Annotated in this window: 15 protein-coding genes and 1 pseudogene; 7 read left to right on the plus strand and 9 right to left on the minus strand. The window is 66.3% G+C overall.

The window, feature by feature from the left end:
- Positions 1-2: 2 nt before the first annotated feature.
- From ABS45_RS05135 to ABS45_RS05160, 6 genes are all read right to left on the minus strand, one after another.
- Positions 3-1,253 (minus strand): efflux RND transporter periplasmic adaptor subunit, encoded by a 1,251-nt coding sequence (locus ABS45_RS05135; RefSeq protein ID WP_291553689.1) that lies wholly within the window; start codon positions 1,251-1,253, stop codon positions 3-5.
- Positions 1,254-1,383: 130 nt separating this feature from the next.
- Positions 1,384-2,298: an EamA family transporter gene (locus ABS45_RS05140; protein ID WP_291553691.1), complete on the minus strand. Its 915-nt coding sequence runs from the start codon at positions 2,296-2,298 to the stop codon at positions 1,384-1,386.
- Positions 2,295-3,302 (minus strand): NAD-dependent epimerase/dehydratase family protein, encoded by a 1,008-nt coding sequence (locus ABS45_RS05145; RefSeq protein ID WP_291553693.1) that lies wholly within the window; start codon positions 3,300-3,302, stop codon positions 2,295-2,297. The genes ABS45_RS05140 and ABS45_RS05145 overlap by 4 nt, the downstream gene beginning before the upstream one ends.
- On the minus strand, positions 3,299-4,222 hold the full coding sequence (locus ABS45_RS05150) for a bile acid:sodium symporter family protein (RefSeq protein ID WP_291553695.1): 924 nt from the start codon (positions 4,220-4,222) through the stop codon (positions 3,299-3,301). The genes ABS45_RS05145 and ABS45_RS05150 overlap by 4 nt, the downstream gene beginning before the upstream one ends.
- 19 nt (positions 4,223-4,241) lie before the next feature.
- Positions 4,242-5,549: an NAD(P)-binding domain-containing protein gene (locus tag ABS45_RS05155; RefSeq protein WP_291553696.1), complete on the minus strand. Its 1,308-nt coding sequence runs from the start codon at positions 5,547-5,549 to the stop codon at positions 4,242-4,244.
- The gene (locus ABS45_RS05160; RefSeq protein ID WP_291553698.1) at positions 5,546-6,379 is read right to left on the minus strand and encodes an SDR family oxidoreductase; all 834 of its coding nucleotides are present in this window, start codon (positions 6,377-6,379) and stop codon (positions 5,546-5,548) included. The genes ABS45_RS05155 and ABS45_RS05160 overlap by 4 nt, the downstream gene beginning before the upstream one ends.
- Before the next feature lie 99 nt (positions 6,380-6,478).
- Between ABS45_RS05160 and ABS45_RS05165 the strand changes: the two genes are divergently transcribed.
- Complete coding sequence (locus ABS45_RS05165; protein ID WP_291553700.1) at positions 6,479-7,243, plus strand: IclR family transcriptional regulator; 765 nt, start codon at positions 6,479-6,481, stop codon at positions 7,241-7,243.
- Between the two features lie 15 nt (positions 7,244-7,258).
- On the opposite strand, the gene gstA is transcribed toward ABS45_RS05165, so the two are convergent.
- A complete protein-coding gene (gstA, locus tag ABS45_RS05170) occupies positions 7,259-7,864 on the minus strand; it encodes a glutathione transferase GstA (RefSeq protein WP_291553703.1) in 606 nt (201 codons plus the stop codon).
- 199 nt (positions 7,865-8,063) lie between these two features.
- Between gstA and ABS45_RS05175 the strand changes: the two genes are divergently transcribed.
- The gene (locus tag ABS45_RS05175) at positions 8,064-8,501 is read left to right on the plus strand and encodes a CBS domain-containing protein (RefSeq protein WP_291553706.1); all 438 of its coding nucleotides are present in this window, start codon (positions 8,064-8,066) and stop codon (positions 8,499-8,501) included.
- Positions 8,502-8,535: 34 nt separating this feature from the next.
- On the opposite strand, the gene ABS45_RS05180 is transcribed toward ABS45_RS05175, so the two are convergent.
- A complete protein-coding gene (locus ABS45_RS05180) occupies positions 8,536-10,059 on the minus strand; it encodes a GGDEF domain-containing protein (RefSeq protein WP_291553745.1) in 1,524 nt (507 codons plus the stop codon).
- A gap of 65 nt (positions 10,060-10,124) precedes the next feature.
- Positions 10,125-11,105 carry an NADPH:quinone oxidoreductase family protein gene (locus ABS45_RS05185; protein ID WP_291553708.1) on the minus strand — a complete coding sequence of 327 codons (981 nt, stop codon included), beginning with the start codon at positions 11,103-11,105 and terminating at the stop codon, positions 10,125-10,127.
- A 129-nt stretch (positions 11,106-11,234) separates the two neighbouring features.
- On the opposite strand from ABS45_RS05185, the gene surE reads away from it, so the two are divergent.
- The 5 genes and pseudogenes from surE to scpB all read left to right on the plus strand — a co-directional run.
- Positions 11,235-12,008: a 5'/3'-nucleotidase SurE gene (gene surE, locus ABS45_RS05190; protein WP_291553711.1), complete on the plus strand. Its 774-nt coding sequence runs from the start codon at positions 11,235-11,237 to the stop codon at positions 12,006-12,008.
- A gap of 119 nt (positions 12,009-12,127) precedes the next feature.
- Complete coding sequence (locus tag ABS45_RS05195) at positions 12,128-12,781, plus strand: protein-L-isoaspartate(D-aspartate) O-methyltransferase (RefSeq protein ID WP_291553746.1); 654 nt, start codon at positions 12,128-12,130, stop codon at positions 12,779-12,781.
- Between the two features lie 22 nt (positions 12,782-12,803).
- Positions 12,804-13,679, plus strand: coding sequence for a peptidoglycan DD-metalloendopeptidase family protein (locus ABS45_RS05200; protein ID WP_291553713.1), 876 nt, complete (start codon positions 12,804-12,806; stop codon positions 13,677-13,679).
- A 44-nt stretch (positions 13,680-13,723) separates the two neighbouring features.
- Entirely contained in the window at positions 13,724-14,674 is a 951-nt protein-coding gene (locus tag ABS45_RS05205; protein ID WP_291553748.1) for an RluA family pseudouridine synthase, read from the plus strand.
- A gap of 160 nt (positions 14,675-14,834) precedes the next feature.
- Positions 14,835-15,341, plus strand: a pseudogene (gene scpB, locus ABS45_RS05210) (SMC-Scp complex subunit ScpB); the annotation flags it as partial.
- Positions 15,342-15,375: the final 34 nt, after the last annotated feature.

The raw sequence follows: 15,375 nt of genomic DNA on the forward strand, positions 1-15,375 counted from the left end.
GCTCAGCCCTTCGCGTTGCGGGTGTCGTCCGTGTTGCTCTGCTGTGCCGGCGGCTGCACCGCCACGGGCTTGACCTTGTCGCCCGCCTTGGCGCGCAGCGAGCCGTCGATCAGGATGCGCTCACCCGCCTTCAGGCCCGCATGCACCTCCCAGCGGTTGCCGACCGCCGCGCCGGTGGCGATGCGGCGGCTCTCCAGCGTGTCGTCGTCCTTCACCACCAGCACGCGCGCGACACCGGCCGGGTCGCGCGTCACGGCCTGCTGCGGCACCAGCAGGGCGTTCTCGCTCACGCCCTCCTGCAGCCGGGCGCGCACATACATGCCGGGCATCAGCAAGCCCTCGGGGTTGGGCACCGTGGCGCGCAGCGTGATGGCGCCGGTGGCGGGGTTCACTTGCACGCCGCTGAATTGCAGCGTGCCGGGGTGCGCGTACGGGCTGCCGTCGTCCAGCACCAGCGTGATGCGCGCCGCGCCTTTCTCATCCTGCGTCAGCTGGCCATCGGCCAGCTGCTTCTTCAGCCGCAGCACCTCGGTGGTCGATTGCGTGATGTCCACGTACAGCGGGTCGGTTTGCGTGATGGTGGTAAGCAGCTGGGCCTGGTTGGCGGTGAGCAGCGCGCCGGGGGTGACGGTGGATGCACTCGTGCGCCCGGTGATCGGCGCCTTGATGCGGGTGTAGTCGAGGTTGAGCGTGGCCGCGCGCACCGCTGCCCTGGCGGCGGCAATGTCCGCTTGCGACTGCGCGAGCGCGGTCTGGCTGTCGTCGTACTGCTGCTGGCTGATGGCTTTCGACTGGATCAACTCGGCATTGCGCGCGGCATTCACTTGCGCGGCCCGCTGATTGGTCTGCGCTTTCGCCAGCTGCGCCTGCGCGGTGGCCAGCTGAACTTCAAGACTGGCCGGGTCGATCTGGTACAGCGCCTGTCCGGCCTTGACCATGGCGCCTTCGGTGAACAGACGCTTTTGCAGGATGCCGCCGACCTGCGGGCGCACTTCGGCGATGAGGAAGGCGCTGGTGCGCCCGGGCAGCTCGGTGGTGAAGGTGTGCGGCTCGGTTTGCAGCGTCATCACGCCGACTTCGGCGGGCCCGCCGCCGCCTGCCGCAGCGATCTTTTTCTCGCCGCAACCGGTAAGTGCCAATGCCAGCGCCACGCCGCACAGGGTGAGCGTGGGTGACAGGCGGGGCAGGGCGTGAACGGCGGGCGCAGGATGAAGCGCAAGAAAGCCGCGGCAGCAGCGTGGCGCGAGGGTCATGGAATCCGGGAGGTCGTGGTGAGAGAGCACGCGCATTGTCGCAACGAATGGTGCGACTGTCGCACATGCCGCGCCCTTGGATACGGTGCGCAGCGGGCTCTTCATGTTTCTTTACGCGCCGGGGCGCTGGTCACGCGCGCGCAGCAGTCCCCAGGCGGCTGCCCTCGTGCCACTGATTGACCACCAGCCCCGTCAGCACCACCGCCGTGCCCAGCCACTGCCAGCGCGTGGGCTGCTCGCCCAGCAGCGCCACGCCCGCCCACAGCCCGACGATGGGCACCAGCAGCGAGAATGGCGCCACCTCGCCCGCCGGGTGGCGCTGCAAGAGCCGCGTCCACAGGCTGTAGGCGGCGAGCGTGGAGAGCAGCGCCAGGTACAGCACCGCGCCGATCGCCAGCCAGCCCATGTCGGCCAGTTCCCGCGCCATCCGCTCTGGCCCATCCAGCCAGGCCGAAAGCGCGAAGAACGGGACTATCGCCACCACGCCGCTCCAGACAATAAAGGGAAAAGGCTGGTAAACGCATACCTGACTTGCGCGTCTAGCTACGATATTTGAAGCCGCCCACATCGCCGACGCGCCGGTGGTCAACACGAAGCCGGCCAGTGTCATCTGCCCTGGCGCGTCGCCGTGCGCGCTGGCGATCGCCAGCAGCCCGGCCATCGCCACCGCCAGCCCCAGCCACTGCGCCGGGCGCACGCGTTCCTTGAGCCAGGGCGCGGCCGCCAGCGTGAAAAAGACCTGCATCTGCATCACCACCGAGGCCATGCTCGCCGTCATGCCCAGGCGCAGGCCGAGGAACAGCAGGCCGAACTGCCCCACGCCTTGCGCCAGGCCGTAGCCGACGACGAAGCGCCAGGGCAGCGTCGGCGGGCGCACAAAGAGCAGGAAGGGCAGCGACGCGGCGCAGTAGCGCAGCGCGCCCAGCAGCATCGGGCTGACGTCGCGCAGCCCGAGCTTCATCACGACGAAGTTCAGCCCCCAGATGACGACGACGGCGAGCGCCCGCGCCCAGTCGCCGCGCGAGAACGACGCGCGTGCGCTCATGCCGTCACCGGCCGGCCCTGCGCGGCGCGCGCGGCGATGAAGGCGTCGAACGCCTGCGCGCTGGTCTTGGCCGGTACGTAGCCAAACACCTCTTTCAGCGCGGTGTTGAGCAGCACCGGCCGGTAGCGCAGAAAGTCGAGCTGCTCCGGGCCGTAGCGGCTGATGCCGAGTTTGGCGCCGATCGTGAGCAGCGCCTTCAGCAGCCCGGCGGGGAAGTCGGTCGTGCGCTTGCCCAGCCGCGCGGCGATCTGGTGGATGGTGAGCGCCCCGTCGCCCGCCAGGTTGTAGCAACCGGGCCGCGCCCGGCCCGAGAGCGCGTGCAGCATGGCGCCGCGCACGTCCTCGTCCCAGATGAAGACAAAAGGGCTGTCGCTTCCCTTGATCGCGATGAGGCGCGGCTTTTCGAACAGCGCGGTGATCTGGTTGTCCACCCGCTCGCCGAGGATGGTGCCGATCCGCAGCACGGTCTGCGCCAGCTCGGGGTGGCTGCGCCGGTGCTCGGCCAGCATTTCTTCGACCAGGCGCTTGTGGTGTGCGTAGGCAAAGACTTCGTTGCCGCGCAGCGGCATGTCCTCGGTCAGCCAGGGCGCGTTATCCACGTGGTAGCCGTAGGCTGCGCCGCTGGACGAGACGACGATGTGGCGCACGCCGCTGGCAAGACACGCCGCGAGCACGTTGCGCGTGCCGCCAACGTCCACTGCGTATTCGAATTCGCGCGTCATGCCCTTGCCCGGCGTGACGATGGAGGCCAGGTGCACGACGGTGTCGGGCGCGAAGCGCGCAAACTGTGCGGCTAGGTCTGCGGCGCGCACGTCGAGCACGGCGTACTGCACGCCGGCGAGTTGCCGCTCGGCCGGCACGGCGCGCACGTCACAGGCCAGCACCGCGTCGATCATCCCCTGTGCAAGCTGGGCGCCCAGCGCCGCGATGATGCCGCGGCCGACGAAGCCGTCGGCGCCGGTGACGAGCACGCGCCGCGCGGCCGGGGTGTGGGAGGTGTTCATGCGTGGCCTTGCGTGGCGGCGACGGGCGTGCTGCGGCGCGCCCAGAGGCTCGCCAGCACCAGGCCGGCGATGATGTCCCAGAAGCCCCAGACGCCGGCGACCACCGCCATGCCGCCAAGGCCGCCGAAGAAGCTGAAGACCAGCACCAGGCCCAGGCCCGCGTTCCTGATGCCGACCTCGAAGGTGATGGCGCGCCGGTCGTAGTCGGGCACGCGAAACAGCCGCGCACAGCCGTAGCCGGTGGCCAGCGCCAGCGCGTCGTGCAGCGCCACGGCCAGCAGCACCTCGCCGGTGTAGTCGATGAAAAAGCGCCAGTTGCCGACGATCGCCCCGATGATGAAGCCGATCAGCGCGAGAAAACTGACGATGCCCACCGGCCGCTTGACGCGCGCCGTGATGCGCGGCCAGCGGTGCGCGATGAAGATGCCGATGACAAAGGGCACGCCGATGATGGCGATGATGTGGCCCATCATCTCCCAGGGGCTGAGCGCGATGCGCTGAAACAGCGGCGCAGCCGTTGGATGCAGGTGCGCCCAGAAAGCGAAGTTGACCGGCATCAGCACGATGGACAGCGCGTTGGAGACGGCGGTCATCGACACGCTCAGCGCCACATTGCCCTTGGCCTGGTGCGTCAGGATGTTGCTGACGTTGCCCGGCGGGCAGCAGGCCACGAGGATCATGCCGAGCGCGATGCTGGGCTCGACGCGCAGCAGCAGCGACAGCGCGAAGGTGATGGCCGGCAGCACCAGGAACTGCGCCGCGATGCCGACGCCAAAGGCCAGCGGCATCTTGAGCACGCGGCGAAAGTCCTCGACGCGCGTATCGAGCGCGATGCCGAACATCAAAAAGCCCAGCACCCAGTTCAGCAGCACGAGCGATGCCGGGTTGAAGTTCAGCCGAATCTCGTCGATGGGCAGCATGGCGGGCCTTTCAAAACGATCACACGAACGCCTGCGCGGCCTGGCGCACCGCGGTGCGGTACACGTCCTTGTTGACGTAGTAGGCCATGCGCGGCAGTTTCAGGAAGTGGTAGCCGCCGGACAGGTCGGGCGTCGGCCCGGCCTTGGCCTGGGTCAGCGCCTGGCCTGCGGCGCTGCCGTCTTGCAGCGCCTTGAAGTAGCGCGCCATCAGCTCCGCCTGCTCGTAGCGGCCCTGCCAGCCCAGGCCGCTGGCCTCGACCATGCCCAGCACCGCCAGGCGCGAGTAGCGCGGCGAGAAGATGTTCAGGTACAGCCGCGGCGCCATGCCCTGCCAGTTCAGCAGCGCGTCGTCGATGAAAGGGTAGTGCAGCTGGTAGCCGGTGGCGCACAGCACCATGTCGTACTCACCGCTGCTGCCGTCCTTGAAATGCACGGTTCGGCCATCGAGCCGTGCCACGTCGGCGCGGATGCGCGCGTCGCCGTGGCCCAGGTGGTAGAGGATGAGCGAGTTCACCACCGGGTGCGACTCGTACATCTTGTATTCCGGCTTGGGAAAGCCAAAACGCACCGGGTCGCCGGTGAACCACTTCAGGATGGTGCTGTCGATCTTCTGCTTGAGCCAGGGCGGCAGGCGCAGCTTGCCGCCGACGATGTCGGCCGGCACGCCGAACACGTACTTGGGCACGAAGTAGTAGCCGCGGCGCACCGACAGGTCGATGCTTTGCGCGTAGTGCACCGCATCGACCGCGATGTCGCAGCCCGAGTTGCCCGCGCCGACGATCAGCACGCGCTTGCCCGTGAATTGCGTCGGCGACTTGTAGGCGCTGGTGTGCAGCAGCTCGCCGTCGAACTGGCCGTCGAATTTCGGCAGGTTGGGCTCGGCCAACGTACCGTTGGCGATGACCACGCCCTTGTACTCGGCTGTTTCCTCGGCGCCGCCCGCGGCCTGCACCGTCACGCGCCACAGCGTGTCGGGCGCGTCGCTCACGGGCTCAACCTTGAGCACGCGCGTGCCGAAGCGAAAGTGCTTCTTCAGCCCGAAATGCTCGGCATAAGCGCGAAAGTACTGCAGCAACGCGGCATGGCCGGGGTAGTCGGGCGTGCCCGCGGGCATGGGGAATTCGCTGAACTCGGTCGTCGTCTTGCTGGAGATCAGGTGCGCTGACTCGTACACCGTCGAGCGCGGGTTCTCGATGTTCCACAGGCCCCCGACGTCGCTCCAGGCCTCGAACCCCTGGAAGGCGACGCCCGCCTTTTGCATGGCGCGTGCGCCCGCCAGGCCCGAGGGACCGGCGCCGATCAGCGCGATCTGTTCTTGCGTGTTCATGGTCGATGTGTCTCTTCGGTTTTGGTGAGTCCGGGGATCGGCGTCGCGCCCGCTTCGCCCGCGCGCGGCTTGCGCGGCTGGCGCAGCAAGAGGGCGTCGTGCCAGCGCGCGGGCAGCAGGCCGAGCGCCCGCGCCAGCCAGCCGGTGCGCCGCGGCAGCACGATGTGCTCGCGCCCGGCGGCCACGCCCGCCAGCAGCAGGCGCGCGGCGGCATCGGGTTCGAGCAGCCCCGGCATCGCGAAGCGGTTGCCGACCGTGAGCTGCGTGCGCAGGTAGCCGGGGCTGACGGTGTGCACCGTCGCCCCTGTGCCGCGCAGCTCGGCGCGCAGGCTTTGCAGGTAGGCGATCAAGCCGGCCTTGCTGGCGCAGTAGGCGCCATTGCCCGGCAGGCCGCGCCAGCCGGCGATGCTGGCGACGCCGACGAGCGCCAGCGGCGGCCCGGGCCGGGCGCGCGCGGCGGCGACGAAGGGCTGGAAGGTGGTGGCCACGCCCAGCAGGTTGATCTCCAGCATGCGCCGCAGCACCGCCAGGTCTTCGGCGCGCGCGGTATCGAACCCTCCGGCCACGCCGGCGTTGGCGATCACCAGGTCGGGCAGGCCGTGGCGCGCCATCGCGTCGCGCGCCATGGCCTGCATGGCGGCGGAGTCGCTGACATCGGGCGTATGGACGGTCGTGCGCTCCGGCGCCAAGTCAGACAGGGATTGCAGCACCTCGCGCTGCAACCCCACCAGCGCCACCGTGCAGCCCTGTGCCAGCAGGGTGCGCGCCAGCGCTTGCCCGAGGCCGCCGCAGGCGCCGGTGATGATGGCGTGGTGAAAGCGAAGAGTCATGGCGCAGGCAGGTGGGTGAGTGGCTCCGAATGTAGATGCGTATAAAATTTGTCTCTGAAATTTGTATTGAAACGTCTCAAAAAATGAGATTTATTCAAAATGACAGACGAATTTACCGCCAGCAAGCCCGCGCTGCGGCAGTTTGAACTGTTGGAGGTCATGGCGCGCGAAGCACGCCCACTGACGAGCGCTGAGTTGGTGGCGCTGCTCGCCTGGCCCAGGCCATCGGTCCACCGGCTGCTGGTGCAGCTGGAAGCCGCCGATCTGCTGCGTCGCGAGCCGGACAGCCACCGTTTTGCGCTGGCGCCGCGCCTGCTGCGCTTTGCCGACAGTGTGCAGGCCGCCAGCATTCCGCAAGGCGTGCGCCATGCCGTGCTGCGTCAATTGGTGGCGCAGGTGGGCGAGAGTTGCAATCTGACCGCGCTTTCGGGTGCCCAGGTGCACTACCTCGATCGGGTGGAGTCGGCCTTTCCGCTGCAGATGGAACTGCGCCCCGGCACGCGTGTGCCCTTGCATTGCTCGGCCAGCGGCAAGCTGTTTCTTGCATCGCTTGCGCCAGCGAAGCGGGAGCGCCTGTTGCAAACCTTGCCATTGACGGGATATACGCCGACCACGCTGACCGAACGCAAGGCACTGGACGCGGAACTGCTCGGCATTGCGCGCCAGGACTACGCCGTTGATGCGCAAGAGTTTGTCCAGGGGCTGGTGTGCGTGGCGGTGCCGGTGCGCATACCGGCGCAGAAGGCCGTGCGCTGCGCGGTGGCGCTGCAGGCGCCCGTGGCCCGCATGTCGCTGGCGCAGGCGCTGCAGCATTTGCCCCATTTGCGCCAGGCCGCGGCGGCACTGGCGCGGACCTGGGGTTGACTCACGTGGGTCTTCTCAGATCAACCCTTCGGCCTTCATCGCGCGCTGCACCGCCGGACGGGCGGCCATGCGCTCGCGCCATGCCACCACATTGGGATAGAGCGAGAGGTCGATGTTCATCGGCTTGGCCCAGTTGGTGACCGTGAACAGGTAGGCGTCGGCCACGGAAAAATCCGGGCCCATGAGGTAATTTTTTCCTGCCAGTTCGCCATCCACCCACTTCAGCCGGGCAGCAATTTTTTCCTTGGAGAGCTCTTTGGCGGCGTCGGGCATGCCAGGCTGGAACAGGGGTGCAAAGCTCTTGTGCACCTCGGTGGCGATGAAGTTCAGCCAGCTCATCAGCGCATAGCGGGCGCGCGTGCCATTGGCGGGCGCCAGATTTTTCTCTGGCGCCTGATCGGCGATGTATTGCACGATGACGGCGCATTCACGGATGCCGCTGCCATCGTCCAATGTCAGATAGGGCACGTAGCCGAGCGGATTGACCTTGCGGTAATCCGAGCCGTCAGGCAGCGCCTTGGTCTTGGTCGGGGCGGAAATGGCTTCGTACGGCAGACCGCTTTCTTCCAGAACGATGTGAGGCGCGAGCGAACAGGCGCCCGCCGAGTAGTAGAGCTTCATGGGGTTTCCTTGCGAATGAACAGTGGTCCATGCGACGCATGGGCTGCGGCGCAGCAGCCTAGCAGAAAGCGGATTTTTCAGCTGTCGCAGGGCTTGTTGGCCATGAGGAATTGGGGCAAGGCCTGATTGCGAGCTACCATCGCATGTGCTCATATGGCACCGGTGTTGTGCCTCACATTGCCCGAAAGAGAGGTTTGCTATGGCGACGGTTGCAGAAATTCTCCGCTCCAAGATCGGCTCTGAGGTGTATCGCGTCGCGCCGACCGATTCTGTGTTGCATGCGCTGCGCATGATGGCGGACAAGGAAGTTGGGGCGCTGATGGTGCTGGATGGCGAAAAAATCGCCGGCATTTTCACCGAGCGCGACTATGCCCGCAAGGTGGCGCTGGAGGGGCGCAGCTCGGGCGATACGCCGGTGAGCGAAATCATGACGCGGGCGGTGCGCTTCGTGCATCCGGAGCAGACGACGGAAGAGTGCATGGCCCTGATGACGGAGCACCGCCTGCGCCATCTGCCAGTGGTTGATGGCGAGCGACTGGTCGGTCTGGTATCCATAGGCGACCTGGTCAAGCAGGTGATCTCGCAGCAGCAGTTCGTGATAGCACAAATGGAGCAATACATCACCGGCGGTTGGTAGTCCTGCCTGCCGCGCTGGTGGCGCGGCGGCCGCATCACCCCGCGACCACCCGGTTCTTGCCGGCCCGCTTGGCCAGGTACATGGCCTGGTCGGCACGTTTGAGCGCCTGCTCGCTGGTTTCATTGGATGCAAGCTGTGCCACCCCCGCGCTGAAGGTGATGAGCACATGCTCGTTGTTGCTGATGAAATAGTGCGTGGTGAGCTCGCGCTGCAGGCGCTTGATGGCGTCCACGCCTTGCTCCAGGGCCGTATTGGGCAGCACGATGACGAATTCCTCGCCGCCGTAGCGCGCCAGCTGGTCCTGCGGACGCATGGCGGCGCGCGCCGTTGCGGCCAGGTGCACCAGGGCGGCGTCGCCGGTGGCATGGCCCAGCCTGTCGTTCAGCACCTTGAAATTGTCCAGGTCCAGCAATGCCACGCACAGCGGGGCGTCGCTGCGCAGCGACAACGAGATTTCCCGCTCCAGGGCCTCGTCCAGACCCTTGCGATTGAGTGACCCCGTCAGGGGATCGTGGCGTGCCTGGGCGCTGGTGAGTTCCAGTTCCTTGCGCAAGCGCTCGATTTCGCCATGAGCGGTGTCGGCACGTTCACGCAGGCTGTGCAGCTCGGTGCGCATGGCGCTGCTCTTTTGCGACATCGCCTGCGTGGCCGCCATGACTTCCTGCAATACCGGTTGCAGCTCCTGCAGGCTGCTGGCGTGCCCGATGCGCTCGGCGCAGCCCGAGAGTTGCTCATGGAATGCGGCACTGTTTTCGTCCATCTGCGCCAGGCGATCGATGAAGGTGGCCAGCAGCTCGCGCATCTGCTGCTGGGCCGCGACCGCACGTTCCTTGGCTTCGGCCTGCTTGAACACCACATCCTTGAGCCGACGCTGCACATCGTCCAGGCGCCGCAGCGTGAGTGGGGGTGTGGCGGCGTCACGCAGGGCCTGTGCCTGACCCTGCAGCCATGCGTCGTCCGCGCTGAGCACGGCGATGTTCTCAAACACCAGCTGCAGCAGCATCAGCAGCCCGCTGCGTATTGCGGCCTGGTCTTCGGCGGCAAACGATAGCCGGTAGCTGAAATTGGACAGGAGCTTTTCCGTTTCGGCCAGTGCCGGCATGGGCTGGCGCAGCCAGGCGATCAGCTCTTGACCGAGCGCCTGCATGCGGTCGTCATCCTCTCCGACGGCTGGAAGAATGTTGTCTACCAGCCGCGCCAGGTGTTCCGCGAAAACGGTATTCAGCGTACGCGGCATGGGCACACTGTCCGCCATTTCGGCAGAAACAGGCTTCAATCCGAGCGTGGCGTAACCGACCAGCGTGTTTTGCAGCGCGGTCCAGTCCTGGCTTTCGATCGCAGCGCTGAACTGGTCCAGCAGGCGCTTTTGGCCAGCCGTTTGCGCGGGTAGGATGCGCGCGATCTGGCGCAGGCGCATGTCCGGAAAGGCGGGTTGGCTGATCTGCCCCGAGATCTCGTCATAGATGGCCTGGTAATTGTCCGGCGTGGGCTGCAGCTTGCGGATGGCAAGCTGCTTGAGGGTTTCGCGGGCAAATTCCGAAACGGACTTGGTGGTCATGGCAAGCGGGGCAAAGCGTTGCAGCAAGGCGTAATTGTCACTGGTTCGTGGCACGCCGTGCCTCTTCAGGGAGTATTCACCAGCACCAGCTTGCCCTGGATGTCGCGTGCCGCCATCCGCGCGTACGCCGCCGGCAGCTCCTGCATCGGAAGCTGGCGGTCAATGACCGGCTTGATCTTGCCGCTGGCGTACCACTCGGTCAGTTCTTTCAGCGTGGCTGCATTGGCCTGAGGCTCGCGCTTGGCGTAATCACCCCAGAAAACGCCCACGATGGAAGCGCCCTTGAGCAGTGTCAGGTTCATCGGCAGGCTGGGGACGGGTCCGGCGGCAAAGCCCACGATCAGGTGGCGCCCGCGCCAGGCAATGGAGCGAAAAGCCGCCTCGGTGAAGTCCCCGCCCACTGGGTCGTAGATCACGTTCGGGCCACGGCCTTCCGTCAGCGCCTTGATGGCGTCGCGCAGGTTTTGCGCCACGTAATTGATCGTCGCGTCCGCGCCCTGTGCGCGGCAAACGGCGCATTTTTCATCCGTGGATGCCGCAGCGATGACACGAGCGCCCGCAGCCTTGGCGATCTGGATGGCGGCCGTGCCTACGCCGCCGGCCGCGCCGAGTACCAGCACCGTCTCGCCAGAGCGCAGCGCAGCGCGATCGATCAGCGCGTGGTGCGAGGTCGCGTAAATCATCATGAATGCCGCCGCATCCGCATGCGGAAAGCCTTTGGGCAGCGGCATGCACAGCTGGGCAGGCGCGAGCGCGTGCGTGGCAAAGCCGCCGGTGCCGGAAAGGCAGGCCACGCTTTGTCCGACCTGCAGATGCTTCACCCCTGCTCCGATCGCGCGCACGATGCCAGAGTATTCCGAACCGGGCACAAAGGGCAGCGGTGGCTTGAATTGGTATTTGTTCTGCACGATGAGCAGATCGGGGAAATTCAGACTGGCCGCGCGGATCTCGATCAGCACCTCGCCGGATTGCGGTTCGGGTGTCGGCAGTTCGGTCCATGTGAGCGCCTCGACGCCGACGGGATTGCTGCAAAGCCAGGCATGCATCGTGTGCTTCCTCAACGGTGGAAAGCGGATCATCATAGGGGCTGCGCCGGGCACAGCTTTGTCCCTCTTGCGACCATCGGTGATCGTGGGACCGGCACCCTACAATGCTGCACTTTTTTACAGATCGTGATGCGCATTCTTCTGAGCAATGACGACGGCTACCAGGCACCAGGCTTGGCGGCGCTGCACGCAGTGCTGGCGCCCATCGCCGATGTGCAGGTGATTGCGCCAGAGCACAACAACAGTGCCAAATCCAATGCACTCACGCTCAATGCGCCGCTGTACGTGCATACCGCGCACAACGGCTTTCGCTATGTCAATGGAACGCCCGCCGACTGCGTGCACATTGCGCTGACGGGCTTGCTGGAGCAGCGTCCCGATCTGGTGATCTCGGGTATCAACAACGGTGCCAACATGGGAGACGACACGCTGTATTCAGGCACCGTGGGCGCGGCCATGGAGGGCTACTTGTTCGGTATTCCTGCGCTTGCGGTGTCGCAGGTGGACAAAGGCTGGCTCGAGCTGGATGCCGCTGCGCAGACTGTGCGCAACCTGGTGGCGCAGATGCAGCAGCAGAATCTGGTCGGCAGCCTGCCGTGGATCTTGAATGTGAACATTCCCAATCTGCCGCTGGCGGCGCTGCGGTCGCCCAAGCTGTGCCGCCTCGGGCGCCGCCATGCGGCGCAGGGTGCAATACGGCAGGAGAATCCGCGCGGCGAGACCATGTACTGGATCGGTGCGGCGGGCCAGGCGAAGGACGCCAGCGAAGGGACGGATTTCCATGCCACGGCGCAGGGCCATGTATCAATCACGCCGCTGCAGGTGGATATGACGGACCACCAGCATTTGAGTTACTGGGCGCAGACGATGGCGCGCCTGGCTGCAGCAGACGGACAGATATGACTACTTCGCGCAAGCCCGGCTTTCCTGTCCGGCTGGGCGGCGGGGCCAAACCCGCCGGCAATGCATCGGGCGCTGCGCGTGCGGCTGCCCGGCCAGCGGCCACGGCGCAAGGCCTGGGCATGGATTCCGACGCTGTGCGCCAGCGCATGGTGCGGCGCCTGGCGGATGCAGGTATCCGGCGCGTCGAGGTGCTTCAGGCGATGGGCAGCGTGCCACGGCACCTGTTTGTCGAGACGGCTCTGGCGGCGCAGGCCTATGAAGAGACCAGCCTGCCGATCGGCTGGGGCCAGACGATATCCAAGCCGGCGGTGGTGGCGCGCATGGTGGATTTGGTGCTGGGCGCGCCGGGCATGCAAACCCCGGGGAAATTGGCACGCGTGCTGGAAATCGGCACTGGTTGTGGCTACCAGGCGGCAGTGCTGGCCCAGCTCGTGCGTGAGGTGTATACGGTGGAGCGCCTGCGCGCGATGCATGAGCGTGCCCGGGATCGCCTGCGCCCGCTGCGCCTGGCCAATGTGCATTTGATCCTGGGCGATGGCATGTTGGGCTATGCGCCGGGTGCGCCGTATGCCGGCATCATCGCGGCAGCGGGCGGTGCACAGCTGCCCGCTGCCTGGTGCGAGCAGCTCGCCGTCGGCGGGCGATTGGTTGCGCCCGTCGTCGGTGCCGGAGGTGCTCAGGCGCTGATGGTGGTCGACCGAACGGCGCAGGGCTTTGTGCAAAACGTTCTCGAGGCGGTGCACTTCGTCCCTCTAAAATCGGGCGTGGCGTAATCAACGAAACGCAGGTTCGGGTATGAGGCAAGCGATAGCGGTGGGGTTGTGGGCGGTAGTGCTGGGGGTGGCGCTGGTGTTGCCGGGGTGCGGCACCTCTGTCAACCAGGCGCCGGTCGAAAGCCGCGGCACCGCTGCGACGGGTGCCGCCGATCCGTCCCAGACAGCGGCCACGGCAGCACCAGCCACTGCGCCGTTGCCGGGGGCGGAGAACGCCGGCAAGCCGGGCTATTACACCGTCAAGCCCGGGGACACGTTGATCCGCATCGGACTCGACCATGGGCAAGCCTGGAAGGACATCGCCCGGTGGAACCAGCTGGACAACCCCAACGTCATCGAAGTCGGGCAGGTGTTGCGCGTGGTGCCGCCCGACAGTGCGACGGCGGCAGCTGCAGTGGCTGCTGACAAGGGGGTGGTGACGCGCCCGGTGGCCAGCAATGGCACCGCCGGTCCTGCGCCTGCGCCGACTGTCGTGGCTGCTGCGCCCAATCCTCCTGCTGCCGCTGCGGCGGTGCCGACCGCGCCCAGTGGGGCCATTGCGTTTGCCTGGCCTGCGTCGGGGACGGTACTGACCGGTTTTGACGAGGCGCGCAACAAGGGAGTGGATATCGGGGGCAAGGCGGGCGATCCGGTGCTGGCTGCGGCTGATGGGAGGGTGGTCTATGCCGGTGCCGGCCTGCGCGGCTATGGCAATCTCATCATCCTGCAGCACAACAAGACGTTTCTGACGGCCTATGCGCACAACCAGAAGCTGCTGGTCAAGGAGGATCAGACGGTGCAGCGTGGCCAGAAAATTGCCGAAATGGGCAGCTCGGATGCCGATCGCGTAAAGCTGCATTTCGAGATCCGCCGCGAAGGCAAACCGGTGGATCCCTTGAAATACCTGCCTGCGCGGTGAAGCCAGCAGCCTTGCCAGCAGAGGATTCGGGCGAATTTCAGCCGCTGGAAGATCAGGCTGAATGGGAGCAGCGCCGCGCCACGGTGTCCGCTGAGGTGCACGGCTGGCGTCTGGACAAGGCGCTGGCGCATCTGGTGCCGGAGTTCTCTCGAAGCTACCTGCAGCAACTGCTGGAGCAGGGTGCCATAACGCTCAACGGTGCGCTGAACGTCAAGGCTGCGCACAAGGTCGGCATTGGCGATGTGCTGCTGGTGCAGATGCGCCCCACCGAGCAAAGCCAGGCGTTTCGCCCGGAAACGATGGCGCTCGATATCGTTTACGAGGACGCACATATTCTGGTGGTGAACAAGCCTGTCGGGCTGGTGGTGCATCCTGCTGCCGGGCACTGGAGCGGTACCTTGCTCAATGGTTTGCTCGGGCGCGACGCTGTGGCGGCGCAATTGCCGCGTGCCGGTATCGTGCACCGGCTGGACAAGAACACCAGCGGGCTCATGGTTGTGGCCCGCACCCGCATGGCGATGGATGCCTTGACGCGCGCGATCGCAGCGCGCGAGGTGGGGCGCAAATACCTGGCCCTTGCCTGGGGGCGCTGGGAGCCGGGCGCAACGCGCTGTATTGAGGCCGCCATTGGGCGCGATCCGCGCAACCGGTTGCGCATGGCGGTGGTCGACCTTGCTCTGCATGCGGGCAAGAGCGCGCGCACGGATGTGCAGGCGCTGGCCAGCGACGGGCGCACCACGCTGCTGCGCTGCACCCTGCACACGGGCCGCACGCACCAGATTCGGGTGCACCTTGCCTTCATTGGCCACCCTCTGGTCAGTGATGGGCTGTACGGTGGCGCCTCGGCTGGCGGGTTGGAGAGGCAGGCCTTGCATGCCTATTCGCTGGCGCTGGTCCATCCTGCCACGGGTGAGGGGATGGCGTGGCAATCCCCGCTGCCGCAGGATATGTCTGACGCGCTTGACCATTGGGGCATGCACTACAATGAGGCATAGAGTGCTGCCGCCGTTTCTTCAGGCGGCAGTGGCATGAAGGCGCAGCGGTATGCCGCTGTCAGCGCCTCATGGTGCTTCTGAATGAAGCCAAGTCCCATCCAATTGCAACGGTTTGACGGGTCTCGTCGCCAACGCGGCGGTCGGTCGCACATGCCAGGCCATGAATACGGTAGACGCCAGAAAGGTACTGGAGACTGCGTTGATCTGCGCGGCGCAGCCGCTCACGTTGCGCGAGCTGCGTGCGCTGTTCGATGATGCGCTGGGTGCTGATACCGTGAAGCTGTTGCTTTTGCAGCTGCAGGACGCATGGAGCCAGCGTGGTGTGGAATTGGTACAAGTGGCTTCCGGTTGGCGTTTTCAGAGTCGCCCGCAGATGCGGCCCTACCTGGATCGGCTGGTGCCGGAGAAACCAGTGCGCTACAGCCGGGCGACACTGGAGACGCTGGCCATCATCGCGCATCGTCAGCCAGTGACGCGCGGTGATATCGAGGACATACGCGGCGTCACCATCAACAGCCAGATTTTGAAACAGCTCGAAGACCGGGGCTGGATTGAGGCGGTGGGGCACCGGGAAACCGTGGGCCGCCCGACCCTGTTTGCGACCACGCGGCAGTTTCTTGATGATCTGGGGCTGGCTTCGCTGACAGACCTGCCGCCATTGCAGGAGCGCGCGCTCGGCCAGGGTGAGGATTCGCACAGGC

The sequence above is a fragment of the Comamonas sp. SCN 65-56 genome (assembly GCF_001724135.1).
Taxonomy (GTDB): Bacteria; Pseudomonadota; Gammaproteobacteria; order Burkholderiales; family Burkholderiaceae_C; genus Comamonas_C.